The following is a 26,258-nucleotide window of genomic DNA, read 5'->3' as shown; positions in this document are numbered from 1 at the left end:
TAAATTAATGGCTTATTGGTATTTAATACCAATAAGCTTTTTTGCGTTATATGTGCTTATCGCAATATTCGTTGAAAAACGCCTGTTAAGAATACTTCACAAAGGAAATGCATATAATTACAAAAATTATAATCTCCAGTATTCAGGAATATTCAGAGAGCTTGATGAAATGGTTAGAACATATTCAATACTATTAACCAAAGAAAGAGAAGGGTTAAAAGAGTATTATGACAAATTCAATGCCATATTCGACACAATGGGGGCAGGAATTCTCGTATTTGATAACGAAGCAATTCTTCAAAAAACAAATCTAAAAGCCAGGGAAATATTTCATAGTGTAACCCTAAAATACGGAATGCCATTATCAAAAATATTAATAAAATCAGGAATAAAAATTCCAGCAATAACAGGAATATATGACGTATATTCAAAAAAGCTAAAGAAAAACCTTCAAATTATCGTCAGCAAAAAAAACAATTTTATAATCCTTGTAATTAATGACATAACAGATTACAAAAAAATGAAAAAAACCCTTGAAGACTCCAGACACTTTGCGAGACTTGGTGAAATATTAGCAGATGCTTCGCACGGCTTAAAAACACCTATAGCCAGACTAAAAATGGTCTTTCAAATGTATGAAATTACAAAAGACGAAAAATATCTAAAAAAACTCGAAAACGAAATAAACAACATACAAAACATCATAAAAGAAACGCTGGAATTATTTAAAATGGAAGAAGTTATAGAAGAAATAAACATAAACAAAATAATAAAAGATACCTTAAAAATCTTTCAGAATACCTATCCAGAAATAACTTTTACCATTAAAGAAAAAGCTGATATATATATACAGAGCGATATAGCCTTATTTAAATCAGCAGTAGCGAATATAATTCAAAACTCTGTTGATGCTGTTCTCATGAAAAAAAGCAAAAAAAATATAACCGTCGGCATTTACGAAAAAAAAGACGGTTATAAATTGTTGTTCTGTGATAATGGAATTGGCATGACAGAAGAAGAAAAAGCCAGATTCTTAAAACCATTCTTTACCACAAAAGAAAACGGCACAGGACTTGGAAGCATCTTCCTCGAAAGATTCATCATCTTCCAAAACGCCCAGCTCTCAGTCAACTCCATCAAAGGTCGCGGCACCATCATAAAGCTTTTTTTTCTAAAAAAATAAATTTTTATTAATATATCTCATCATGAGAACCTATATTTATTAAAATTATTTTTTCATTATCAATAATTAATTCAATGATTATTCTATAATTCATATTTATAGAAACTGAGTAAAAATGGGATAATTTACCTTCTAATTTGTGGAGTCTTAATGAAGGATGAAAAGGATTATACTCCATTAATCTTAGCACTTTTTCATATCGAGATATTAAATCCGAATGTTTTTTGAAAAATTTTTTTGCTCGTTTCACGTATGAATCTGTAAATACTATTTCATACATTTTCATCGTCCTCATGAAGAGCATTTTTAATTTCTTCAATGTGCTTATCTATTGATGTATGATATTTCTTGTTTTTTATATCATTATTTACTTCTAACAAAGCAGCTTCTAACTCACATTCTCTTAAATAATTATATGTTTCTATTGGCAGAACAACATACTTTCCTTTTCCTCTGACACTTATTACAGCTTCACCTGTTTTTTTTATTATCTTAGCTAAAATAGAAACTCCACTCTTTTTTATTTCTGTTGCACTAACCAGGTTATTATACATTAAAATCACCTCTTTTTAGTACTAATAATAGTACTTTTTGTTGTATCATTATTAGTATATCATGATAATAATTTAATGTCAATTAAACCGGGCTCACAACATTAATGCAACAACAGAGAAAAAAAAGCCCACCAGTATAAACCTGAAAGTAATATTCTCCTCCGGCCACTTCTTCAACTCAAAATGATGATGAATCGGTGACATCAAAAACACCCTTTTTCCTCTCAATTTAAATGAGGAAACCTGAATAATAACACTCAACGTCTCAACAATAAACACAATTCCAGTAAAAATCAAAAACAACTCAATATGATAATAAGTTGCAATAGCGCTTAAAATCCCTCCAAGCGCTAAAGAACCAGTATCTCCCATAAACACCTGCGCCGGTTTTGCATTAAAAAACAAAAAAACAACAACAGGCAAAACAACAGCAAAAATCAAATAAACAGGCGCATTAAACTTCAAAACAGCAATTAAAATAGTAAAAGCTGCAGAAACAATAAAATTCCCACCAGCAAGCCCATCAAGCCCATCGGTTAAATTAGTTGCATTTGAAAATCCTGTAAAAAGAAAAACATATACAAAAAAATAAAAATATCTATTAAATCTTAAAATAAAATCACTTCCCGGAACATACCAGAAAAAATTGCCATTAACAGCATTCTCAAAAAACAAAAGCAAAACCACAGAAAGCAACAACTGTAGCATAAACTTCCTCTTTGCAGTTAATCCCATAGCCTCCTTCTTCAAAATAGAGCTAAAATCATCAAAAAAACCTATTAAACCAAAAAGCAAAGCAGCTATGGCAACATAAACAAAAACAAAATCCCTTAAAAACAGAAATCCCACTAAATTCAAAACAGCAATAGTGGGAACAAAAATAATACCCCCTGCAGTAGGGGTTCCTTGCTTATAACCATGCAAATCAGGACCTTCTGGTCTGATATACTGACCAAATTGTTTCCTTCTTGCCCAGCCTATAAAAATTGGAAATAAGAAAAACTCAATTCCAAGTATTAAAATTCCATAAAAAATCTCCATAACAACCTCCATTACTGCTTATTATTCTTTTTATTTAAAATCTTTTCCACAATAGCTCCTAAACCTGTGCCATTAGATGCTTTTACATAAATCAAACCGCTTTCCATATTTAAAACATTTAACACATCATCGCTATTTCTCAAATATTCAATACCCTCAAAATCAAAAAACTCTTCAGGATCATAAAAATAAATCTTATCAAAAACCTTTTTAGCCTCATTAATAATTTCCATGTGATACTCAATTTCATCAGTAATTTCTAAAACCCTACCCATAATCAAAATCTTCCTATCAACATCCATCTTTTCAATACTCTCAAAAGCACTGAAAAAAGATTCCTTTGAAGCATTATAAGCATCATTAATAACAATTTTTCCATTATATTCCTTCAACTCAAATCGTTTTTCAGGCAATTTAAAAGAAAAAATATAAAATGGATCTAAAGGAATCTCAAAATAAAGGGAAACCAGTAAAGCTGCAAGTGCATCAATTAACTGTCCTTTACTCCAGATTCCCTGTAATGTGAGCATCACATCTTCATTATAAATATTATAAAAAACGCGTGTATTACCGTTTAAATAATCAAAATCAATTAAAACGCCATCATTATTTTCATTTTCTCCAAATCTAAAAACCTTTACATCTTCAGGATAATCAATATTGAGCAACTCCTCATCGCCATTAACAAAAACAATGCCGGGTTTCTCCATCTCAAAAACAATTTTCAACTTTTCAGAAGCAATTTTTTCTCGCTTTTCAAAAAATTGAAGATGTGCAGTGCCTATATTCAACAAAATAGAAACATTGGGCTTATACAATCTCGTCAAAAAGCCTATATCATCCTCTTTTCTCAACCCCATCTCAACAATGGAAACAGGTTCGCCTGAATAATTATTCAAAATACTTAAAGGAATTCCAATCTCTGTATTATAATTCTTCTCTGTTTTAAAAACCTTAAATCCATAGGCCAGCAAATGAGCAAGAAAATTCTTTGTGGTAGTCTTTCCATTTGAACCGGTAATACCTATACGAATCTTTGAATTATCAACGAGAATCTTAGAAGCCTCTCTATTTAAAAAATCAATTACGTTATCAACAAGCAAAACCTCGCCATTATAATCCCTTTCTTCCTCAACAATAGCCTTAACGGCACCTTTTTTAAAAGCTTCATTGACAAAATCATGGCCATTATTTCTTTCGCCTTTAATAGCCACAAAAATATCCCCATCTTCAACCTGGCGAGAATCAAAAACAAATTTGCTCATCGCTTCATCACCTTTCTAAACTTTTGCACAATCTCATAAGCCACATCATAATCGTTAAAAGGTATCTTTTTTCCATTTTCATACAACTGGAACTTCTCATGCCCTCTTCCGGCAATAATCACAATATCATCCCTTGAAGCAAAACTAACAGCAGCCTTAATAGCAGTGCGTCTATTCCTTATCACAATATACGGCTTACTCTTATCAATTCCTTCAAGAATATGTTCAATAATCTCATCAGGATCATCATTCTTGGGATCATCATCTGTAATAACAATTAAATCACTATATTTAGAGGCAATTTCACCCATAATCTTTCGTTTTCCAATATCCGCAGCGCCACCTGCACCAAATACCAGAATAATTCTTCCCTTTGTAATCTTCCTGGCACTTGTCAAAACCTTTTCAAGAGCATCAGGAGTGTGAGCAAAATCAATATAAACCTTATACTCCACATCGCGGGTATTCTCAACAAGCTGAAACCTTCCTGGAACACCGGGAAATTCAAGAAAACCATGACGAATTATTTCTCTATCTATTCCCATATTTCTCAAAGCAACAAAAGCTGCTGTAAGATTCTGAGCATTATATTCTCCTATTAAATGTGTGTGTATCTTATTCTCAGTTCCATCAGGCTCCTTAATGGTGAACACCATTTGCGAATTATTATATTCCACATCAGAAATAACATAATCTGCAACATTAGTAAACCCATATGTAACAATTCTGTCTCTTTCCAATGGAACTTCATCTACATTATTGCAGTCTAAATTAATGATTCCAATACCATCATCCTTAAGATGTCTGAATAAAGACATCTTAATTTCTTTGTACTCTTCAAAATCCTTATGATAATCCAGATGGTCCCTGGTAATATTGGTTAAAATAGCAATAGAAAACGGAATCTTATAAACCCTATTCTGTGCAAGAGCATGAGAAGAAACCTCAAGACAGATATTTTCAATATTCCGTTCCTTTGAAAGATTTAAGATTCTGGCAATCTCATCAACTCCCGGCGTAGTATTATACGGTTCATACAATAATTCATTATTCAATTTAATACCCACAGTGCTAATAAGAGAACTATTTTTTTCAGCTTGCGTCAGAACATAATGGATTAAAGAAATAACAGTAGTTTTTCCATTAGTTCCGGTAACGCCAATAAAGTTAAAATCATTAAAGTCTATGTTATAATATGCATAATTAAGCAGAGCATAAGCCTGTTTAGTATCGCTTACAAGAATATAAGGAAAATCAAATTGTGTTTTCTTAGCATCCTCAGAAATAATTAAAGATGCATTAAATTCAATAGCGGTCTTGATAAAATCATGCCCATCAAAAAAAGTACCTTTAATACAAACGAAAACCGATCCAGGCTTAATCTTGTTTGTATTGTTGGTAAAAAACGTATAGTTCTTATCAAGCGGAAAATTATACTCAATAATCAGGTCGTCTAAAATCTCAACAATCTCATGTCCCAGCATTTAACCACACCCCTTATATTATTTCATTTCTTAACTAATTTTACACTAATATTTAATTTTTTACAACCCTTTTTTTATGTTATCATATAATTAGCACTCAAAAAAAAGGAGTGATAAAATGCCCAGAGAACTGAGCAATAGGCAAAAAAAAGTACTTTTCTCAATCATAGAAAATTTTATAAAAGAAAAAAAACCGGTAAGTTCATCGGAAATTTTAAAAAAATCAAACCTGAATGTTAGCTCAGCAACCATTAGAAACGACATGCAAAAATTACAGCACCTAAAACTCATCTTCCAGCCACATTCCAGCGCCGGAAGAATTCCAACTGATATGGCTTTAAGATTATATTTTGAAGCCATAAAAGAAAGCTTTTCAGTAAAAAGCAAAAACATAGAATTACCTCATGAATATAAATTCTATGACATAAACATAATGTTCGACAAATTCTCAAAAATGCTCTCAGAAACAACAAACAGCCTTGTAATTCTGGAGCTCCCGGACTCAAAATACATATACATAACCAGGGCAGTTGTATCCGACCTGACAAATGATTTCTATCAAATCACATTAATGACAAATCTGGGATTATCAATAACAAGAACCGTTGAAAATTATGGATTTCCGTCCCCCAAAGAACTGGAAAAAATCCTGGAAACAGGACTTGTTGGAAAATCCATGCATGAAATAATAAACATCATAAAAACAAATAAAATCGAACAGGAAAGAGACATAAGGCTCATAAACCTATATAAACTCGTATATCTCCTGGTTGAAGAATTCTTTAGAAACAAATTCATAATCAGTGGTCTGGCAAAAATAATATCAACAGGATATCACACACCAGAAGAAATACTATATCTGTCAAAAATCGTAGAAGAAGACAAATTAAAAGTAGAATTGCTCTCAAAAAAACCATTCACATCAGAAATAAAAGCAACAATAGGAAGTGACTTTGAAATTCCAGAACTCAAAAATTTCATAATGTTCGAAACAGCATATAGCTACAACTCAAACCCACTTGGCAAAGTGGCATTGCTAACATTCAAATATTCGGATTACAAGCAAATCTACTCAATCCTCGGTGAATACACCTCCCGATTATCAGAAATTATATCCAAGAACCTATAAAAACTTTTTTCTTGGATGTAATGCGGAAAATAATGTGAGCGAAAACTTGAAAATTCCCAAGGAGAAATAATGATGATTGGAAAAAATAAAAGCGAGTGAAGGCTCGCAGAGTGTCCAAGGTAAAATTACAAACGATTTAAAAAATAAAAGTGAATGAATACTCGCAGAGTGTCGGATTATATGAAAGAAAGTAGAAAAATAATATGAACGAAGACTAAGAATTTCCCGAAGCGGAATGCAGAAAATTCGGGTTGGAAAAACAGGAAGTTTTGGAAAGCGAAGCTTCCCCAGGGAAGGGGAATCTGAGCGTGCCCGAATTTTCAAATGGAGCAAGGATTAGAAATTCTTGCCGTCTGAGAGAATATTATTTTTCTACTTTCAAAAAACGATACTCAAACCACATGAACGAACCTTTTTATGAATGTTTTCTCAATCAACAACAATAACAACAACAATAGCCTCAAGGAGGGATCAGCATGGCAGAAAAAAACACAAAAAAACCAACAACATCCAGGAAAAAAGAACAAAAAATCACCAAAGAAATGGAACAATTAAAAAATGAAATAGAACAACTCAAAAAAGACCTCGAAACCAAAGAATCCGAAAACAAAAAACTCATGGAAGAATACGACAAAATAAAATCCTACGCAATAAACCTCAAAGTCGATTTCGAAAACTACAAAGACTTAGTCCAAAAAGAAAAAAACAGAATCAAAAAAGAAGCAAAAGAAAGCGTCATCAAACAACTAATTCCATTATACAAAAACTTCTCAATAGTCATGGCAAATCAACAAAACCTTGAAAGCTTTGCCAAAGGAGTTGAAATGATATACAAATCATTCGTCTCAACAATAGAAAACGTAGGAGTAGAATTCATAAAACCAGAAAAAAATCAAAAATTCGACCCATTTGAACACGACGCAATAGAAAGAGTAGAAACAGACGAAGTAGAAGAATATCACGTATACGAACTCGTATCACCAGGAATAAAACTCGAAGGAAAAATAATAGAACCCGCAAAAGTAAAAGTTGCAATAAAACCGGTAAAACAGGAAAAACCAGAAACAAAACAGGAAGACAAAACAGAAAACGAAGAAACAAATGGAGGTGAATAAACATGAACCAGAAAAAAGACTATTACGGCATACTAGGTGTCAGCAAAAACGCAACACCAGAAGAAATAAAAAAAGCATATAGAAAATTAGTAAAACAATGGCATCCAGATAGACATCAGGAAAACAAACAATACGCAGAAGAAAAATTCAAAGAAATCCAGGAAGCATATGAAGTGCTTAGCGATCCACAGAAAAAAGCACTTTACGATAAATTTGGTTTCGTCCCCGAAGGAGGAATGCCACCAAACGGCGGCCAGAGAGCAGGTGGAGGTTTCGAAGATTTATTTGAAGACCTCTTTGGCAACATAGGAGACTTTGGTGGAACATTCTCCGACATCTTTGACATGTTCATGGGCGGCGGAACAACATCAAGAAAAAAAACCAGAACATCAAGACCTCCTGTAAAAGGAGAAGACAAATACTTTGCAATAACAGTTGACCTCAAAGACATATTAAAAGACGTAAAAAAGCGAATAGAATATGATAGATATGTAACCTGTTATGCTTGTAACGGAACAGGAGCAAAAAATGGAACTAGCTTCACAACATGTCCTCGTTGTAACGGAACAGGAAAAGTTCAGGAAGAAGAAAGAACATTCTTTGGTGTATTCGTAAGAACATATCCATGTCCAACATGTAATGGCGAAGGAAGGATAATAAACGAAAGATGTGACGTTTGTCATGGCTCAGGAAAACAACTAAAAAGAGAAAGCATTGAAATCACAATTCCAGCTGGCGTTGAAGATGGCTACACATTTAAAATTCCTGGAAAAGGTAACGACGGTAAAAATGGCGGTCCAGCAGGAGACTTAATCATAAAAGTAAATGTAAGACCACACCCTAATTTTAAACGAAAAGGTAATCATCTTGAAACAACAGTAAAAATCGATTATATCCAGGCATTACTCGGCACAACAATAAACCTCGAACTCTTAAACGGTAGTACAACCCTGAAAATCCCAGAAGGAACAAACCCAGGCACAATAATCGTCTTAAAAGGCCACGGACTTCCAGATTTCAGAACTGGAAAATATGGCGACCTATATGTTAAAATAGACGTAGAATTAAAAAAACCTGGACTCAGGGAAAAAAGATTGCTAAAACAAATAGCAAAACTTAAGGGATTGGAGGTATAGGGGTGTTTAAAACAAACATCGACATCAAAAAAGAAACAGTGAATTACATCATCATCACAGCAGGGACAACATTAACAGCATTGGGAATAGTATTATTCCTTGACCCATTTGCAATAGTTGCTGGTGGAGTTAGCGGTCTTGCCATTGTTCTCAAAAACCTATTTGGCTGGTGGCTCGGTCTTCAAATGTTCATTTACAACATATTCCTCTTTGCGCTTGGATTCTGGCTACTTGGAATTGGCTTTGGTTTCAAAAGCATATATGCAGCAACACTATTATCGTTTCAAATAGACTTCTTTGAACAGGCATTGCATTTAGACTCAATGATGAAAGAAATAATGCTCAATTCACAAATGGCAATAGATCCATACCTATTGAGTGCAATATACGGTGGGGTTCTATCAGGAATAGGATTGGGGCTTGTAATCTGGCGAAACGCATCAACAGGAGGAACAGATATACTTGCATTAATAATAAACAAATACTTCCATATATCAACAGGAAAAGGGCTATTAATAGTGGATACAATGGTTACCGCTTCAGCATTTTTAATAAACCCATTGGTTCCAATGTATGGTATAATCACCATCTTTGTAACCTCAAAAATGATAGACACAGTGGTAGAAGGTTTCGAATCAACCAGAACAGTATTTGTAATCAGCGAAAAATATGATAAAATAAAAGAAAGAGTATTAAAAGAACTCGACCGTGGAGTAACAATACTTCAGGGAAAAGGCGGATACACATATCAGGACAAAAACGTATTAATGATAGTTCTTTCACGTCGTGAAATTGGAGATTTCAGAAGAATAATCAGAGAAGAAGACAGCAATGCATTCATTTCCATACTCCAGAACTCCGAGGCATTAGGGTATGGATTCAAAAAAATAAGATAACAGAGGAGGAAAAAGCAAAGTGGACGACCCTACCAGTTATAAGAGCATCATAATAATGTTACTCGAGATTGTGGGATTATTATCACTGTCAGCGTTCTTTTCAGCATCAGAAACAGCATTAACATCCATGAGCAGGCTTAAAGTAAAAGACATGATAGAAAACGAAGAAGATGAACATGCAAGAGACAAATTACATCATTTCTTACAACATCCAAACCAATTGCTCACCACAATCCTTGTAATGAACAATCTGGTAAACATACTCGTATCATCTATTACCACTGCATTTGTAATTGAAATGATTCCAGGAAACACCGGAAAAGTTGTTGGAATAGTAACAGGAATACTCACATTGGCAATACTCATATTTGGTGAAATCACACCAAAAGTATACGCCAGAGAAAACACCGAAAAATTCTTTAATTTTGTATTTCCTGTGATTTCATTTCTCACATATATATTAAAACCAATAATATGGTTGCTTGTAAGCATTTCAAACTTTTTCATAAGACTTTTTGGTGGAGAAAAAATAAGCGAGGCTCCGTTTATCACCGAAGATGAACTCATAAATTACCTTGATATAGGGCATGAAGAAGGGGTAATAGAAAAAGACGAAAAATTCATAATGAAAAGAGGACTCGAACTAAAAGAAATATCAGTAAAAGAAATAATGACACCAAGAGTTGATATAATTGCAATATCAGAAGAAGAATCAATAAGAGACTTAATCACAATAATCAACGAAGAAGGATACTCAAGAATTCCCGTTTACAAAGACTCAATAGACAACATAATAGGCGTATGTTATGCCAAAGACGTATTTAAAATCATAGAAAAAGAAGGACTCAACGAAGAAACATTAGAACTAAACATAAAACACATAATGCATAAAGTGGAATTCATTCCATTGACAATGAAACTCAGAGACGTAATGAAACTATTCCTTGAAAAAAGAACACATCTTGCCGTGGTTGTGGACGAATACGGTGGAACAGCAGGAATAGTAACCCTCGAAGACGTACTTGAAGAATTAACAGGTGAAATACTCGATGAATACGATGTTGTTTCCGAAGAAATAAACATAGTAAAACTCGGCAAAAATAATTATCTCGTAAACGGAACAACACCAATAAACGACATAGAAAGAGAGCTCGACTTAGAACTTCCAGAAACAGATTTCGAAACAATAGGCGGGCTTTTACTCGAAGAATTCGAAAGATTCCCAAGAGCAGGTGAAAAATTAACCCTCGATGGAGTTACATTTGAAATAGTCTCAGTCTCGAAAAACAAAATAGACAAAGTAAAAATAACAGTTAAGGAGGATTTTAATGAAATTAGACCAAAAGAAGATTGACCTGTTATACCAAAAAGCAAAAGATGCAATGCAAAACTCATATTCACCATACTCAAACTTCAAAGTTGGTGCTGCATTGCTCACAAAAGACGGAAAAATATATACCGGTACAAACATTGAAAATGCGTCATATGGCCTTTCAATGTGTGCAGAAAGAACAGCAATATTCAAAGCTGTATCAGAAGGCGAAAAAAACTTTGAAGCATTAGTAGTAATAGGAGAAACCGATGAACCAATTAGCCCTTGTGGTGCATGCAGACAGGTAATTGCGGAATTTGGTGTTGAAAACATAATACTCACAAACCTCAAAAAAGACCTGAAAATAATGACAGTAGAGGAATTACTTCCATACGGTTTTTCAGGGAAAGATTTAAATGATCAAAATTCTGATAATCGATGACAATCAGGATCATGTATATTTCTTAAAACAAATATTCACAGAAAAAAGAAACATAATAAAAAAATTAAAATTCGATGAACCGTTTAAAATATACAAAGCTTCAACTGGTATCGAAGGAATAAAAATGGCTCAGTTACATGAGCCAGATGTTGTTATTTTAGAACAAAAATTAAAGGGAATGTCAGGACTTGAAATATGTAAAGCATTTAAAGCTTTAAAAGGACTTGAAAAAATCCCAATAATATTTCACACAGCAATACAGGATCCAGAACAAAAAGAAAAAGCATTTCAAATGGGGGCATCAGATTATCTGGAAAAACCTGTTCAACCATATGAATTACTAATGAAAATAAAAAGACACATAGAACTATATCATCTGCAATTAGAATTGCAAAGAACCTTTGAAATTCACGAAAAAGACCTGAACCTGGCAAGAAATCTACAAAAACGATTATTACCAACACCTGCACAATACAAAAACATAAAATTCGATTATCTATATATCCCATCCCATAGCACATCAGGTGACATGGCGGGAATAATCCCATTATCAGATAATGAAAACTTCGTATATATATACGACATCTCAGGCCACGGACTAACCTCATCATTACTATCAATAATAGTAAAAGAAGAACTTGAAAAAATAGTAGTAGAAAAAAAAGAAAAAAATCTAAAAAAAGTAATATTAGCCTTAGAAAAATCAGTAACAAATTACTTTGGTGACGATATGTATTTCACAGGCATATTTGCAATATTATCAAAAGAAAAAATCCAATATGCCAACTTTGCACATAGAGAAATAATATTTATAACAAACAATGAAATAACAACAGACGAATTCACCAACTTCCCATTGGGAATTGGACTGGTTACATCGCCAGAACAGATAACATTAAAAGAACAAAAAATCACTCCAGACACAAAAATAGCATTATACACAGACGGGCTGGTGGAATTCAGCGAAAAATTCACAACAGAAAAACTATACAAAATAATAACCCAAAACCTAAAAACACCGGAACAAATAATACCGGAAATAGAAAACGCAATAAAAACCAACCTCAACCCCCCCCGCCCCCCAGACGACATCACATTTCTAATACTATCCTGGAAACAATCCAGCTGAAAAGAGGTGCGCCTAATGTTTGAAAGATTTGCAAAAGCCTTAGATGAAAACATGAGAGAAAATTACGAAAAAGGGTTGCACGAAGGATTAGAAAAAGGATTACAAGAAGGGTTATACGAAGGAGAAAAAAAAGTATTAAAAAATTTATTACTAAAAAAATTCGGAAAAAAAATAACGCCATATATAGATAACATAGATAGTCTCAACATAGAAACAATAGAATACATAACAGAAAACATATTTGGAATTAATTACGAAGAAACAGTGGAAATATTAAACAGAAAGAAAAAAGAAAAATAATATGAGCGAAAACTAAGAATTTCCCGCAGCGGGGATTACAGGATAGTTGGAAAAAATAAAAGCGAGTGAAGGCTCGCAGAGTGTCCAAGGTAAAATTACAAACGATTGAAAAAATAAAAGTGAATGAATACTCGCAGAGCACCCGAAAAAAACTGCGAATGGAGAGGGTCAAAAAAACAGGAGGTTTTTTTGAGCGCAGCTTCTGCAGGGATGCAGAATCTAAGCGACCCCACGAATATGAGCAGTTTTTGAGGATTAGTGCTCAAGTCGTATGAATGAACTTTTATTTTTTCAATCTACAACAAAAAGGACGAACATGGACGTGAGTCTGCAACGACCGGCGGGAACGAGAATTTTTGAGGATTAGAATTTTCTACCGTTTGAGCGATTATTATTATTTCTATTTTCGAAAAAAGTTTTTGAGGATCAGCGTTCGAGTCGTCTGAATAAGTTTTTATTTTTCACAATTATAAGAAATTTCACCCGCATGAATGAACCTTTTTAGGAGTGTTTTTTACGAAGCAAAAACTTTTATTTTTTCCAATCATCCACCACCACTTTTATTTTCTGTTATCACTCAGCAGAGGAATATCTTCAGAATATTCCTCTGCTGAGTGATAAAGCAATAACAAAAACCAATAAGGAGGTAACTACAATGAGTGTTAGAGTAAGATTCGCCCCAAGCCCCACAGGCTTCCTCCACGTAGGTGGAGCAAGAACAGCATTATACAACTACCTATACGCCAAAAAACACAATGGTGTATTCGTATTAAGAATAGAAGACACAGACGTGGAACGTTCCACAAAAGAATCAGAAAATCAGCTCATCGAAGCATTAACATGGTTAGGATTAGACTGGGACGAAGGTCCAGACGTAAAAGGCGAATACGGCCCATACAGACAAAGCGAAAGAACACACATCTACAAACAAATGGCAGAACAATTAATCAACGAAGGAAAAGCATATTACTCCTACGTATATCCAGAAGAAATGGAAGAAATCAAAGAAAAACTCGCAAAAGAAGGAAAACCACCACACTACTCATACGAACTCTTAGAACCATACAACACAGAAGAAAGAAAAAAAGAATTTCAAGAAAAAGGATTAAAACCGGTAGTATTCTTCAAAATGCCAAGAAAACCATTCTCAATAAACGACTTAATCAAAGGACCTGTAACCTTTGGTGAAGGCGCAATTGGCGACTTCATCATCATGAGAAGCAACGGTTTACCAACATACAACTTCGCAGTTGTAGTAGATGATATCACAATGGAAATAACACACGTAATCAGAGGAGACGATCACCTCTCAAACACATTGAGACAGGTAGCATTATACGAAGCATTTAATGCACCAATGCCACAATTTGCCCACGTATCAATGATACTTGGACCTGATGGCAAAAAACTCTCAAAAAGACATGGTGCAACATCAGTAGAAGAATTTAGAAACAAAGGTTACTTACCAGAAGCATTGGTAAACTACCTTGCATTGCTTGGCTGGTCACACCCAGACGGAAAAGAAATAATCCCATTAAAAGAAATGATAGAAACATTTGACTTAAATAGAGTAAATTCAAGTCCTGCAATATTCGACAACGAAAAACTAAAATGGATGAATGGCGTTTACATTAGAGAAGCAAATCTCGATAGAATAGTAAAACTCTCAAAACCATTTATCCTCGAAGCAGGATTACTTACAGAAGAACAGTTCGAAAACAACAAAAAATGGGTAACAGAAGCAGTTGATATAGTTAGGGAATCAGTTGACGACTTATCACAAGTTCCGGAAAAACTCGAAATCTTCCTCAAAGAATTTGAGCTCGACGAAGCAGATGAAGAACTCAAAGAATTCTTAGAAGCAAAAGGCGTAAAAGAAACAATAAAAATAATACACGAAAAAATACTCAACGATCCAGACTGGAAAGTTGAAACAATACTCAAAAACATAAAAGAAGCAATGAAAGAAGCAAAACCAGCAAAAAAACCATTCTACATGTCATTAAGAAAAATACTCACAAACTCCTTTGAAGGACCAGACCTTGTAAAAACAATACACTTAATTGGAAGAACAAGAGTCCTTCAAAGATTGGAAAGAGTGGTGGCACAATGGTAAAAAAAATAAAAATCTTTGACACATTAAAAGGCGAATTAGTTGATTTTGAACCTATAGAAAAAAATCATGTAAGAATGTATGTCTGTGGTCCAACAATATACAATCTTATCCACATTGGTAATGCAAGACCCATGATTGTATTTGACGCATTCAGAAGATTTCTTGAATATATAGGATACAAAGTAACAATGGTACAAAACTTCACAGACATAGACGACAAAATCATCAACAAAGCAAATGAAGAAGGCGTTCCTTTTAAAGAAATAGCAGAAAGATATATAGTAGAATACTGGAAAGATTCATATAATCTCAGAATCCGAGCAGCAAACTTCCACCCAAAAACATCAAATTACGTTGATGAAATAATAGAATTCATTCAGGATTTAATAGACAAAGGCTTTGCATATGAATCAGACGGAGATGTATATTTCAACGTATCAAAATTCGAAAAATACGGCGAACTCTCACACAGAAACCCAGAAGATATGATCGCAGGATCAAGAATAGAAATTTCAAACAAAAAACAAAACCCATTGGACTTCACTCTCTGGAAAAAAGCAAAAGAAGGAGAACCATATTGGGAAAGCCCATGGGGAAAAGGAAGACCAGGTTGGCACATTGAATGTTCAGTAATGTCGAACTGCCTCCTTGGAGACTCATTTGACATTCATGCTGGAGGAAACGACTTAATCTTCCCACATCACGAAAATGAAAAAGCACAGTCAGAAGCAAGACACGGAAAAACATTTGCAAAATACTGGATGCACAACGGAATGATAAAATTCTCAGGCGAAAAAATGTCAAAATCCATTGGAAACATCTGGTTAGTAAGAGAACTTGTAAAAGCATATGATCCAGATACCATAAAAACATTTATACTCTCAAAACATTACAGAACACCATTAGACTTCACAGAAGAAGGATTAAACGCCCAGAAAAAATCAACAAAGAGAGTAAATGAAGCATTAAAAGCAGTAGAAGAAAAATACGAAGGCAATGTTCCATATATTCCAAAATCAGAATACATGAAAGAAAAAATAAATGAATTCATTGATTATCTTTCAACAGATTTCAACACACCAAAAGCAATAGCCTTAATCTTTGAATTAACCAACGAACTCAACAAAGCATTAACAGAAAACAACGAACAAAAAATCATTGAAAACTATCATCTAATCAGAAACGAATTTGGTCCAGTACTTGGAATCTTTGAACTTCCAACAAAAGAAGAAAAATCAGCAAAAGCAGAAGAATTAATAAACGTCTTAATAGACGTAAGAAACATGCTTAGAAAAGAAAAAAACTTCCAGCTTAGCGATTACATCAGAGACACACTCAAAAACATTGGCATCACACTCAAAGACACACCAAATGGTACAACATTCACAATCGATTAAAATTAATCTATCACCTGATATATTAATAAGATATTAAAAAAGAAAGAAAAACACCTTCTAACTATTGAAAATTTAATAGATTAATGATAAAATAAAACACGGAGCAAAAAACTCCGTGTTTTATTTTAATATCCTCGTAAATCCTCACAAAGTCACCTTTGTGAATTTTTCTTTTACTGACTACTGAATATTCACTCAAATAAAAAAATATGATATAATATAAATAGACCTGAGTAAAGGTGGTTAATTCATGAGAAAATTACCTAAAATCATAGATATAATAATCATATTTGCAATAAACCTGCTATTGTTCAAATACAACTGGTATATATCTTCATTAATATCAATATCCCTCTTTCTTGGTTTCTATGCATTTAGAACCTACGATCTTGATACAATGAACTCACTCAATGAATCAGTTATAAGAATATTCGCAGGATTTATGCTGGGTTCTATAATCCTTCTTATGTTCTATCCTCTAATAGAAAAAGATATAAGCAGATACACATTTATCCATAATATGGCAATAGCTATAATAATCTTTCCTTTAATACACAAAACAGAATACAAACTTTTTGAAAAACATGCTCAGCCAAAAAGATATCTTGTTATTGGAAGAAAAAATGAAATAGGCCATATCTTAGACGAAATCCAGCAAAAAACTCTAAACAAATTGCAATTTGTAGATTACATAAACCCATCACCAATAAGACTCGAAGAATTGGTGAAAGACGGATTCACAGAAAAAGAAAAAAACAGAATAAACAAAATAATAAACTTCACCTACAAACAAAACACGTCAAAATACGACGCAATTCTTGTAACTGATCCCAAACTCGAAGAAATAGTAAAAGACAAACTCGAAGAATACAAAAACCTTGGAATTCCTATAGAACATTTGCCAAACATAGCAGAAAAATATTTAAAAAGAATTCCTCTGGAAGTGATAGAAAGATTTAAAGAGTATTATACAATAATACTCGATCATGAATATGAATCACCATCTAAAAGGGTTTTAGATGTATTTTCAGGTGGAATATTGTTAATAGTCTTTTCGCCATTTATAATTATATCATCAATATTTATCTTTTTAGAAGATGGGCTGCCGATAATATTCAAACAAAAAAGAGTTGGCAAAAACGAACAAATATTTATTCTAAACAAACTTCGATCTTTAAAAAATACTGAAATAGATCCTGAAAATCCAAATAAAAAAATAGATCAAAGCGTATTAAAAATTGGAAAAATAATAAGAAAAACAAGAATAGACGAATCAATACAATTTATAAATGTAATTCAGGGAACAATGAGCTTAGTTGGCCCAAGACCGGAAATGATAGAATTCCACGAAAAAATGAAAAAACAAATACCATTTTACAGATACCGCTTAAAAACAAAACCAGGAATAACAGGCTGGGCACAAATAAATTACAAACACACTTCAACATTAGAAGACTATATTAAAAAAACAGAATATGATCTTTACTACATAAAAAACAAAAACATATGGTTAGATTTAAGAATAATGCTTTTAACATTAGAAACTATGCTAGGAATGAGAGGGGCAAGATGAAAATACTTTTTGTTACTCAACATTTTTATCCAGAACAGTTTAGAATTAATGATATTTTTTTTGAATTGGTTAAAAGAGGACATGAGGTTACTGTTTTAACGGGATTACCAAACTATCCAAGTGGAAAAATACCTAAAGAATATAAATTCTTTAGAAATAGAATTCAAAATATTAATGGAGTAAAAATAGTAAGAGTTCCGTTAATAAGTAGAGGTAAAAGTCTATTTAAGCTTGCTTTAAATTATATAAGTTTTGCCATAACTTCAAGTATAGGATCAATCTTTTTAAAGAAGGATTTTGATATAATAATAGGTCACCAAACATCCCCAATTACTCAGGTATTAGGTGGGGTTATTTTAAAAAAAATTACTAAAAAACCTTTTATAATTTATTGCTTTGATTTGTGGCCTGCAAGTTTAGAAACTGCTAAATTGACACCGGATAATCCAATATATAAAATTTTTTCTAAGATTAGCAATTGGATATATAAACAAGCAAATTATATTTTTATGAGTTCATATTCTTTTGAAAAATATTTTAAGGAGTATCATAAAATTAAAAATAATTTAATATATTTTCCTATGTATGCAGAAAATATATTTGAAAGTAATGAAGAGGATAATATAGATAATGCATATTCTAAAAGTTTTAATTTATTATTTGCAGGAAATATCGGAAAGATGCAAAGTACTGAAACAATAGTAAAAGCAGCAAAAGAATTGGAAGAATATGAAGATATATTATTTCATATTGTTGGTGATGGTTCAGAAAAGCAAAATATGGAACAACTTGCTAAAAAACTCAAATTAAAAAATATAATATTTCATGGATATCATCCTGTTGAAAAAATGAAATATTTCTATGGATTTGCAAATGCTTTTTTAGTAACATTAAAAGATAACAAAATTATTTCATATACCCTACCTGGAAAGGTTCAATCTTATATGGCTTTTGGAAAACCGATAATTGGAGCGATAAATGGTGAAACAAATGAGATAATACAAAAAGCAAATTGTGGCTTATGCGGACCTGCGGAAGATTATAAAACTTTAGCAAATAATATACTGAAATTATATAAAAATCCTCATTTAGCAGATTTGTACGGAATTAATGCAAGAAAATATTATGAGAAAAACTTTCTAAGAAACCTATATTTTCAAAAATTAGAATGTATGCTAGAAAAAGCAATAAAAAATGAAGATATAAAGGAGTGCAAATAGATGTTTAAAGATAAAATATTATTAATTACAGGTGGAACAGGATCATTTGGAAATGCAGTTTTGAGAAGATTTTTAGATACAGACATCAAAGAGATAAGGATTTTTTCAAGAGATGAAAAAAAACAGGATGATATGAGAAAATATTATAAAAATCCAAAATTAAAATTTTACATTGGTGATGTTAGAAATTATGATTCATTGATAGACGCTTTTAGAGGAGTAGATTATATATTTCATGCAGCAGCATTAAAACAGGTTCCTTCTTGTGAGTTTTATCCAATGGAAGCAGTAAGAACAAATGTGATTGGTACAGAAAATGTCTTAAATGCAGCAATTAATGCTGGAGTTAAAAAAGTTATTTGTTTAAGTACCGATAAAGCAGTTTATCCAATAAATGCTATGGGAATGACAAAAGCCATTATGGAAAAAATAGCCATAGCAAAATCCAGAGCGGATAATGGAACTACAATTTGTGTAACAAGATATGGAAATGTAATGGCGTCAAGAGGATCCGTTATACCATTATTTATTAATCAAATTAGAAACAATCAACCTATAACTATTACTGATCCTAAAATGACAAGGTTTATGATGAGTTTAGATGAAGCTGTTGATCTTGTTTTATTTGCTTTTGAAAATGGAAGAGATGGTGATATTTTTGTTCAAAAAGCACCAGCTGCTACTATAGAATTACTTGCTAATACAATAAGGAAATTATTAAATAGGCCTGATCACGAAATAAAGATTATAGGGACAAGACATGGTGAAAAGTTGTATGAAACATTAATTACAAGAGAAGAAATGGTAAAGGCTATTGATCTTGGAAAATATTATAGAATTCCAGCAGATACAAGAGATTTAAACTATGATAAATTCTTTAATGATGGTGAAGAAGTAATAACTGAGGCACATGAATACAATTCACATAATACGCACAGATTAACAGAAGAAGAGTTAAAAGAAATGCTTTTAAACTTAAAGGAAATAGAGGAAGATTTAAAAGAATTTGGAGTGAAATAAAATGAAAATATTAGTAACAGGGGCTAAAGGATTTATAGGTAAAAACTTAGTTGCAGAATTGAGGAATAGAGGATATAATGAAATTTATGAATTTGATCGGGAAACAGATAAAAATTTATTGGATGAATATACCAAAAAATGTGATTTTGTATATCATCTTGCTGGTGTAAATAGACCTAAAAATGAAGAAGAGTTTATGAAAGGTAATTTTGGATTTACTTCTGAATTATTAGAATTATTAAAAAAACACAATAATAAAGCACCAATTTTAATAACATCTTCAATTCAAGCAGAACGAGATAATCCTTATGGGCGAAGCAAAAAAGCGGGAGAAGATTTAATCTTTAAATATGGAAAAGAAAATAATGTTAAAGTTTTTGTATATAGATTACCAAATGTCTTTGGAAAATGGAGTAGACCAAATTACAATAGTGCAATAGCCACATTTTGTTATAATATATCACGAGATTTACCAATTAAAGTAAATGATCCAACTGTTGAATTAACCTTGGTATATATAGATGATGTTGTTAATGAGTTTATAAGGGCTTTAAATAACACTGAAAATAGAAAAGGGAATTTTTGTAAGGTTCCTGTTGAACATAAAAAGAAATTAGGAGAAATAGTTGAATTAATTTATTCTTTCAAAAAAAGTAGAGAAGATAAAACTATCCCTGATATGTCAGATTCTTTTATAAAAAAACTATATAGTACGTATTTAAGTTTTTTACCGGAAGATCAATTTAGTTATGAACTTAAAATGAATATTGATAATAGAGGATCGTTTACAGAATTTATCAAAACAATAGATAGAGGTCAGGTTTCTGTAAATATTTCTAAACCCGGAATAGTTAAAGGAAATCACTGGCATCATACTAAAAATGAAAAATTTTTAGTTGTAAGTGGAAAAGGTGTAATAAGATTTAGAAAAATAGATTCTGATGAAGTAATAGAATATTATGTGAGTGGAGATAAATTAGAAGTAATTGATATACCTCCAGGATATACACATAATATAGAAAATCTTGGAGACACAGATATGGTAACAATAATGTGGGCAAATGAACCATTTGATCCAGAAAATCCTGATACATATTATTTGGAGGTTTAAAATGGAAAAATTAAAAGTTATGACAATAGTGGGAACAAGACCTGAAATAATTAGATTATCAGAAGTTATAAAAGCATGCGATAAATACTTTAATCATATCTTGGTTCATACAGGACAGAATTGGGATTATACATTAAACCAAATATTTTTTGAAGATTTAGGACTTAGAGAACCAGATTACTATTTAAATTCTGTTGGAGAACATTTAGGTGAAACTATTGGAAATATTATAGCTAAATCATATAAAGTATTATTAAAAGAAAAACCAGATGCATTATTAATATTGGGAGATACAAATTCAGCACTTTCAGCAATATCTGCAAAAAGATTAAAAATACCAATTTTTCATATGGAAGCTGGTAATAGGTGTTTTGATCAGAACGTTCCTGAAGAAATTAATAGGAAAATAGTTGATCATATAGCAGACATTAACTTACCATATACAGAACATAGCAGAAGATATTTATTATCAGAAGGTTTTAGAAAAGAACATATATTTGTTACAGGTTCACCAATGACAGAAGTTCTCTATAAAAATATGGACAAAATAGAAAATAGTAAAGTATTGGAAAAATTAGGATTAGAAAAAGAAAAATATATTTTAGTTTCAGCACATAGAGAAGAAAATATTGATAATGAAAAAAACTTCTTTTCATTAATGAATGCTCTTAATAATATTGCCGAAAAATATCAATTACCAATCATTTATTCCACTCATCCAAGAAGCTGGAAAAGAATAGAAGAAAGAAACTTTAAATTTCATCCTTTAATTAGACAATTAAAACCTTTCGGTTTTTTTGATTATAATAAATTACAAAAAAATGCTTTTTGTGTTTTATCTGATAGCGGAACATTATCGGAAGAATCAGCTATATTGGAATTTCCAGCGGTATTAATAAGAACATCAACAGAAAGACCGGAAGTTTTAGATAAAGGAACAATTGTTATTGGTGGAATCACAGAAAAAGATATAGTTCAAGCAGTTGAATTAACACGTTCAATGTGGGAAAATAATGAAAAAACAATTAGAGCAAACGATTATTTTGATGATAATGTTTCAGTGAAAGTTGTTAAAATTATTCAGAGTTATACAAAAATTATAAATATTGTTACATGGAGAAAGGATATGAATTATGAGAATAATGGTTTTTGATGTTCCGGCTTCAAGTGGTGGTGCTTTATCAATATTGACAGATTTTTATAATGAAATTCGTAAAAATAACAGTAAAGATATAAAATGGTATTTTGTTGTTAGTACTCCAACCTTTGAAGAAACAGAAAATATCAAAATTTTAAGATTTCCATGGGTAAAAAAAAGTTGGTTTCATAGGTTATATTTTGATAATTTTATTGCTCCTAAGTTAATAAAAGAATATAATATAGATAAAGTTTTTTCTTTACAAAACATGATAATTCCATGTTCTAATATATCTCAAATAGTATATGTACATCAATCACTTCCTTTTTCTGAATATAGATTTTCTTTTAAAGAAAATAGATTATTTTGGATTTATCAAAATATAATTAGTAGGCAAATTTTTAGATCTATAAAAAAAGCTGATAAAGTAATCGTACAAACAGAATGGTTTAGAAAAGCTTGTATAAAAAAAACAGGAATAGATTCTGAAAAAATTGTAGTTATTCCACCAAAAATAAATATTAAGATAGATGAAAATTTTGTTCCAACAGATAAAGGATTAAGCACTTTTTTTTATCCAGCAAGTGGAATCCAATACAAAAATCATCAAATTATTATTGAAGCTGTAAAAAAACTTAAGTATGATGGTTTTGATAAGTTTAAAATATTATTTACTTTAAAAGGAAATGAAAATAAGCATATATTAAAATTAGTAGATGAAGTAAATAAATATAATCTTCCTATAAAATTCATTGGAAATATTTCAAGAGAGAAAGTTTTTGATTTATATACAAAGTCAGTTTTATTATTTCCTTCTTATATAGAAACTTTTGGGTTACCTTTGTTAGAAGCAAAATTACATAAAACGATAATATTAGCTTCGGATATGCCGTTTTCACATGAAATTTTAGATGGTTATCCAAATGCATATTTTTTTGATCCATTTGATAAAAGTTCATTATACACTCTTATGAAATCAGTTTTAATCAAAAAAATAAAATATAGAGAATTAGATAATAATAATAATAATAATAATAATAATAATAATAATAATAATTTATTATATGAAGTAATAAAGTTTTAAAAATAATATGGATAAAATTAAAAATTTCAAATTCAATAAATATTGAAATAACATGAAATGTAAAAAGTAGCTTTTAATTTGAAGGGTTACATGAATTTTACAGTATTTTAAATCAATGTATTTCATGTTTGAATTATATACATATGGAGGAATTATGGAAAAAAAAATTATTTATTTATATTATTTTACTCTGTTTTTTCCGTACTTTACATTTATAAAAATTAGATTATTTGATTTACAACCATATAATTTAATATTTTCTATGATTTTTATTTTAATAAATTTTTATGTTTTTTACACAAGAATACCAAAAGATTTTTATATCCTTTTATTAGTTGTGATTATAAGTATAGAATGGTTATTTTTTTCATATGATTATTTTTATGGGTTAAAGAATGTTTTTGGATATATATCAATTTTTATGGGAGCTGTTACATCATATTTGATTTTTAAAAAAGGTTATAAATTTCCTTCAAAATTATTTATATATTCAAATTTTATATGGTTTATTGGTGGAATCATTCAAATGTTTTTTGGGAAACATATATGGCTTTTTACAAGTAGAGTTTCTACTTCAATAGAACGTGGTGTAACTAGCTTTGCTCCAGAGCCAAGTTATTATGGATTGAATATGTTAATATTTATATATTTTACACATGAATTTATAAAGCAGAAAAAGATGAAATATGTAATGTATATTTTAGAAATAATACAAATATTATTTATGGCAAAATCTGCTATATCTTTCTTAATATTTATAGCTTTTTTGGTAATTTATAAATTTATGGATATATTTTTAAAGAAGAAGATTTATGAAATTCCTCTTTTAATATTGATTATTCTTATATTATTTTTATTCGTAAATGAAGATTTTTTAAGTAATTTTAATAATATAAGATTAGTTGATGTTTTGATAAAATTAAAAAAAGATCCAGTAAAATTATTAATTATGGATGAAAGTGCTAGTGATAGAATAGGTCATATTATCTATTCTTTACAAGGGAGTTATTATAATTTCTTTTTTCCGCATCGATATGGTGAATGGAAATTATTTATTAATAATATATCAAAATATTTAAATACAACAAATATTGTTTTTAATATAAAAACAACTAGAATTATGTCTGCATATGGAATGATGATGTTTACTTTAGGTATTTTTTCATTTCCATTAATCTATATTATTAATAAAAATTTAATAAAAAATATTCATATTAATAAAGATTTTTTTGGATTTGTACTTCTCAATATTATTTTAATAAATCAAATACCTATAGCAAATCCTTTTATAGGATATATTTTGGGGTTTTATATTTATAAAAATCGAAGTTTTAATTTACAAAAGTCAAAATTTAATAATAATAATAATAATAAATAAATGTATGAACTATTAAAATCGAATTTAAGGTTAAATTAATAAGGGGCGAGGTGTTAATTTTGTTATATTACGTTTCTAATGTAATTTTAAGTAATGAAGTAAAGTTTGAAAAAAATTTGCAAACCTCACTAGCCGGAGAAAAAAGAGTAAAGTATTTATTAAATATATTAAAAAATATAAAGAAAATAAAAACAGTTTATATTTTAAATAATAAAAGAAAAAGTTTTTTTTTTGTTAAGAAAAAATATAAAAATAGTATATACATAGGAAATTTTTTTAGTTTATTTCCATTTAATTATTTTTTTTCATCTCTTAATTTTTTGTTATTTCTATTATTGGAAGTAAAAAAAGAAGATATTATAATCACATATAATTTTAGACCAGAAATGGCAGTGTCTATATTATTAGCGAAGAAAATAAAAAAATTTAAATTAATAATCGAATTTGAAGAAATTTATAGTTTTTTTAGCAGAAAATTTAAGCTTTTTAAGTTTTTAGAAATTTTAGGAATAAAAGAAGCTGAAGGGTTTATTACATGTTCTACAAAAATAAAAGACATTATAAAAGAAATAAATAATAATTCTCCTGTAGTGTTAAGTTATGGTTATCCATTTATTCTTAATAATATAAGTAGTTTAAAAAAGAAAAAGAGTAATAATAATATTTTATTATATTCTGGAAGAATCGACGAGGAACGAGGTTTATTTAATTTTATTAGAATATTTAATGAATTAATAAAAGAAAATGAAAATTATAAATTATGCATAACAGGTGATGGACCTTTAAAAGATAAATTAATTAGAATTACACAAAAAAATAAAAATATAAAATATTTGGGAATTTTAAAAGATTCTGAGTATAAAAAATTTATAATAGAAAATGTTGATATTTGCGTAAATCCTCAACCTGCGAAATCAAAATTTTCTAAAGTCTCATTTCCTTCAAAAATTACATATTATGCATCATTAGGAAAATGTATTGTTTCGACAAAAATGGAAGCTGCTTTAAATTCTCCGTATAAAGATTTCATAAGTTTTTATGATGAGGGAAATAAAGAAAGTTTAGAATATGCAATAAAAAGATGTATTGAAAAAAATAAAGAAAAAAATAAAAATTTAAAAAAGATAGAAAAAATAATAGAAAATGAAAAGAAAGAAATACTAAAGCTGCTAAAATATGTTCAAGAAAGGAGTTAATTTAATGAAAACAGCAATAATAACCGGAATAACAGGACA

Annotated in this window: 24 protein-coding genes; 19 read left to right on the top strand and 5 right to left on the bottom strand. The window is 30.4% G+C overall.

The window, feature by feature from the left end:
- The first annotated feature begins 7 nt into the window (after window positions 1-7).
- A complete protein-coding gene (locus XO10_RS06090; protein ID WP_175421269.1) occupies window positions 8-1,183 on the top strand; it encodes a HAMP domain-containing sensor histidine kinase in 1,176 nt (391 codons plus the stop codon).
- Window positions 1,184-1,190: 7 nt separating this feature from the next.
- Here the strand turns inward: XO10_RS06090 and XO10_RS06085 are convergent, their stop codons facing one another.
- From XO10_RS06085 to XO10_RS06065, 5 genes are all read right to left on the bottom strand, one after another.
- Window positions 1,191-1,463 (bottom strand): type II toxin-antitoxin system mRNA interferase toxin, RelE/StbE family, encoded by a 273-nt coding sequence (locus XO10_RS06085; RefSeq protein ID WP_014296689.1) that lies wholly within the window; start codon window positions 1,461-1,463, stop codon window positions 1,191-1,193.
- The gene (locus XO10_RS06080) at window positions 1,456-1,737 is read right to left on the bottom strand and encodes a hypothetical protein (protein ID WP_014296688.1); all 282 of its coding nucleotides are present in this window, start codon (window positions 1,735-1,737) and stop codon (window positions 1,456-1,458) included. The genes XO10_RS06085 and XO10_RS06080 overlap by 8 nt, the downstream gene beginning before the upstream one ends.
- Window positions 1,738-1,830: 93 nt before the next feature.
- Window positions 1,831-2,778 (bottom strand): phospho-N-acetylmuramoyl-pentapeptide-transferase, encoded by a 948-nt coding sequence (gene mraY, locus XO10_RS06075; protein ID WP_075780568.1) that lies wholly within the window; start codon window positions 2,776-2,778, stop codon window positions 1,831-1,833.
- 11 nt (window positions 2,779-2,789) lie between these two features.
- Complete coding sequence (murF, locus tag XO10_RS06070; protein WP_175421268.1) at window positions 2,790-4,043, bottom strand: UDP-N-acetylmuramoyl-tripeptide--D-alanyl-D-alanine ligase; 1,254 nt, start codon at window positions 4,041-4,043, stop codon at window positions 2,790-2,792.
- Window positions 4,040-5,527 (bottom strand): UDP-N-acetylmuramoyl-L-alanyl-D-glutamate--2,6-diaminopimelate ligase, encoded by a 1,488-nt coding sequence (locus XO10_RS06065; RefSeq protein WP_175421267.1) that lies wholly within the window; start codon window positions 5,525-5,527, stop codon window positions 4,040-4,042. The genes murF and XO10_RS06065 overlap by 4 nt, the downstream gene beginning before the upstream one ends.
- 118 nt (window positions 5,528-5,645) lie before the next feature.
- Between XO10_RS06065 and XO10_RS06060 the strand changes: the two genes are divergently transcribed.
- The 18 genes from XO10_RS06060 (at window position 5,646) to XO10_RS05975 (ending at window position 26,219) form a co-directional block, all read left to right on the top strand.
- On the top strand, window positions 5,646-6,656 hold the full coding sequence (locus tag XO10_RS06060; protein WP_014296684.1) for a heat-inducible transcriptional repressor HrcA: 1,011 nt from the start codon (window positions 5,646-5,648) through the stop codon (window positions 6,654-6,656).
- 476 nt (window positions 6,657-7,132) lie between these two features.
- The gene (grpE, locus tag XO10_RS06055) at window positions 7,133-7,771 is read left to right on the top strand and encodes a nucleotide exchange factor GrpE (RefSeq protein WP_175421266.1); all 639 of its coding nucleotides are present in this window, start codon (window positions 7,133-7,135) and stop codon (window positions 7,769-7,771) included.
- A 2-nt stretch (window positions 7,772-7,773) separates the two neighbouring features.
- On the top strand, window positions 7,774-8,907 hold the full coding sequence (dnaJ, locus tag XO10_RS06050) for a molecular chaperone DnaJ (RefSeq protein ID WP_014296682.1): 1,134 nt from the start codon (window positions 7,774-7,776) through the stop codon (window positions 8,905-8,907).
- 2 nt (window positions 8,908-8,909) lie between these two features.
- Complete coding sequence (locus tag XO10_RS06045; protein ID WP_368494260.1) at window positions 8,910-9,803, top strand: YitT family protein; 894 nt, start codon at window positions 8,910-8,912, stop codon at window positions 9,801-9,803.
- A 19-nt stretch (window positions 9,804-9,822) separates the two neighbouring features.
- Entirely contained in the window at window positions 9,823-11,157 is a 1,335-nt protein-coding gene (locus XO10_RS06040; protein WP_014296680.1) for a hemolysin family protein, read from the top strand.
- Window positions 11,132-11,557 (top strand): cytidine deaminase, encoded by a 426-nt coding sequence (locus XO10_RS06035; RefSeq protein ID WP_014296679.1) that lies wholly within the window; start codon window positions 11,132-11,134, stop codon window positions 11,555-11,557. The genes XO10_RS06040 and XO10_RS06035 overlap by 26 nt, the downstream gene beginning before the upstream one ends.
- On the top strand, window positions 11,532-12,686 hold the full coding sequence (locus XO10_RS06030) for a SpoIIE family protein phosphatase (protein WP_175418341.1): 1,155 nt from the start codon (window positions 11,532-11,534) through the stop codon (window positions 12,684-12,686). The genes XO10_RS06035 and XO10_RS06030 overlap by 26 nt, the downstream gene beginning before the upstream one ends.
- A gap of 15 nt (window positions 12,687-12,701) precedes the next feature.
- Window positions 12,702-12,986 carry a DUF4351 domain-containing protein gene (locus XO10_RS06025; RefSeq protein ID WP_175421265.1) on the top strand — a complete coding sequence of 95 codons (285 nt, stop codon included), beginning with the start codon at window positions 12,702-12,704 and terminating at the stop codon, window positions 12,984-12,986.
- Between the two features lie 655 nt (window positions 12,987-13,641).
- Window positions 13,642-15,102 (top strand): glutamate--tRNA ligase, encoded by a 1,461-nt coding sequence (gene gltX, locus XO10_RS06020; protein ID WP_075780563.1) that lies wholly within the window; start codon window positions 13,642-13,644, stop codon window positions 15,100-15,102.
- Window positions 15,103-15,107: 5 nt separating this feature from the next.
- On the top strand, window positions 15,108-16,499 hold the full coding sequence (gene cysS / locus XO10_RS06015; RefSeq protein WP_175421291.1) for a cysteine--tRNA ligase: 1,392 nt from the start codon (window positions 15,108-15,110) through the stop codon (window positions 16,497-16,499).
- A 250-nt stretch (window positions 16,500-16,749) separates the two neighbouring features.
- The gene (locus tag XO10_RS06010; RefSeq protein ID WP_175421264.1) at window positions 16,750-18,072 is read left to right on the top strand and encodes a sugar transferase; all 1,323 of its coding nucleotides are present in this window, start codon (window positions 16,750-16,752) and stop codon (window positions 18,070-18,072) included.
- On the top strand, window positions 18,069-19,292 hold the full coding sequence (locus tag XO10_RS06005; protein ID WP_175421263.1) for a glycosyltransferase family 4 protein: 1,224 nt from the start codon (window positions 18,069-18,071) through the stop codon (window positions 19,290-19,292). The genes XO10_RS06010 and XO10_RS06005 overlap by 4 nt, the downstream gene beginning before the upstream one ends.
- Window positions 19,293-20,312, top strand: coding sequence for a polysaccharide biosynthesis protein (locus tag XO10_RS06000; protein ID WP_175421262.1), 1,020 nt, complete (start codon window positions 19,293-19,295; stop codon window positions 20,310-20,312).
- Window position 20,313: 1 nt separating this feature from the next.
- Complete coding sequence (locus XO10_RS05995; protein WP_175421261.1) at window positions 20,314-21,423, top strand: capsular polysaccharide biosynthesis protein CapF; 1,110 nt, start codon at window positions 20,314-20,316, stop codon at window positions 21,421-21,423.
- A 1-nt stretch (window position 21,424) separates the two neighbouring features.
- Entirely contained in the window at window positions 21,425-22,576 is a 1,152-nt protein-coding gene (wecB, locus tag XO10_RS05990) for a non-hydrolyzing UDP-N-acetylglucosamine 2-epimerase (RefSeq protein WP_175421260.1), read from the top strand.
- Entirely contained in the window at window positions 22,557-23,645 is a 1,089-nt protein-coding gene (locus tag XO10_RS05985; protein WP_175421259.1) for a glycosyltransferase, read from the top strand. Before wecB ends, XO10_RS05985 begins: the two co-directional genes overlap by 20 nt.
- Before the next feature lie 154 nt (window positions 23,646-23,799).
- Window positions 23,800-25,023, top strand: coding sequence for a hypothetical protein (locus XO10_RS05980; RefSeq protein WP_175421258.1), 1,224 nt, complete (start codon window positions 23,800-23,802; stop codon window positions 25,021-25,023).
- A 59-nt stretch (window positions 25,024-25,082) separates the two neighbouring features.
- A complete protein-coding gene (locus XO10_RS05975) occupies window positions 25,083-26,219 on the top strand; it encodes a glycosyltransferase (RefSeq protein ID WP_175421257.1) in 1,137 nt (378 codons plus the stop codon).
- Window positions 26,220-26,258 lie beyond the last annotated feature (39 nt).

The organism is Marinitoga sp. 1135, assembly GCF_013363245.1.
Classification (GTDB): Bacteria; Thermotogota; Thermotogae; order Petrotogales; family Petrotogaceae; genus Marinitoga; species Marinitoga piezophila.
The sequence above is the reverse complement of the archived record's forward strand: the minus strand, read 5'-3'. Positions and strand labels throughout refer to the sequence as shown.

Bases quoted from the DNA above. Each gene is read 5' to 3' on its own strand.
- XO10_RS06090 (WP_175421269.1), top strand. From the start codon at position 8: ATGGCTTATTGGTATTTAATACCAATAAGCTTTTTTGCGTTATATGTG.
- XO10_RS06085 (WP_014296689.1), bottom strand. From the start codon at position 1,463: ATGTATGAAATAGTATTTACAGATTCATACGTGAAACGAGCAAAAAAA.
- XO10_RS06080 (WP_014296688.1), bottom strand. From the start codon at position 1,737: ATGTATAATAACCTGGTTAGTGCAACAGAAATAAAAAAGAGTGGAGTT.
- mraY (WP_075780568.1), bottom strand. From the start codon at position 2,778: ATGGAGATTTTTTATGGAATTTTAATACTTGGAATTGAGTTTTTCTTA.
- murF (WP_175421268.1), bottom strand. From the start codon at position 4,043: ATGAGCAAATTTGTTTTTGATTCTCGCCAGGTTGAAGATGGGGATATT.
- XO10_RS06065 (WP_175421267.1), bottom strand. From the start codon at position 5,527: ATGCTGGGACATGAGATTGTTGAGATTTTAGACGACCTGATTATTGAG.
- XO10_RS06060 (WP_014296684.1), top strand. From the start codon at position 5,646: ATGCCCAGAGAACTGAGCAATAGGCAAAAAAAAGTACTTTTCTCAATC.
- grpE (WP_175421266.1), top strand. From the start codon at position 7,133: ATGGCAGAAAAAAACACAAAAAAACCAACAACATCCAGGAAAAAAGAA.
- dnaJ (WP_014296682.1), top strand. From the start codon at position 7,774: ATGAACCAGAAAAAAGACTATTACGGCATACTAGGTGTCAGCAAAAAC.
- XO10_RS06035 (WP_014296679.1), top strand. From the start codon at position 11,132: ATGAAATTAGACCAAAAGAAGATTGACCTGTTATACCAAAAAGCAAAA.
- XO10_RS06030 (WP_175418341.1), top strand. From the start codon at position 11,532: ATGATCAAAATTCTGATAATCGATGACAATCAGGATCATGTATATTTC.
- XO10_RS06025 (WP_175421265.1), top strand. From the start codon at position 12,702: ATGTTTGAAAGATTTGCAAAAGCCTTAGATGAAAACATGAGAGAAAAT.
- gltX (WP_075780563.1), top strand. From the start codon at position 13,642: ATGAGTGTTAGAGTAAGATTCGCCCCAAGCCCCACAGGCTTCCTCCAC.
- XO10_RS06010 (WP_175421264.1), top strand. From the start codon at position 16,750: ATGAGAAAATTACCTAAAATCATAGATATAATAATCATATTTGCAATA.
- XO10_RS06005 (WP_175421263.1), top strand. From the start codon at position 18,069: ATGAAAATACTTTTTGTTACTCAACATTTTTATCCAGAACAGTTTAGA.
- XO10_RS06000 (WP_175421262.1), top strand. From the start codon at position 19,293: ATGTTTAAAGATAAAATATTATTAATTACAGGTGGAACAGGATCATTT.
- XO10_RS05995 (WP_175421261.1), top strand. From the start codon at position 20,314: ATGAAAATATTAGTAACAGGGGCTAAAGGATTTATAGGTAAAAACTTA.
- wecB (WP_175421260.1), top strand. From the start codon at position 21,425: ATGGAAAAATTAAAAGTTATGACAATAGTGGGAACAAGACCTGAAATA.
- XO10_RS05985 (WP_175421259.1), top strand. From the start codon at position 22,557: ATGAGAATAATGGTTTTTGATGTTCCGGCTTCAAGTGGTGGTGCTTTA.
- XO10_RS05980 (WP_175421258.1), top strand. From the start codon at position 23,800: ATGGAAAAAAAAATTATTTATTTATATTATTTTACTCTGTTTTTTCCG.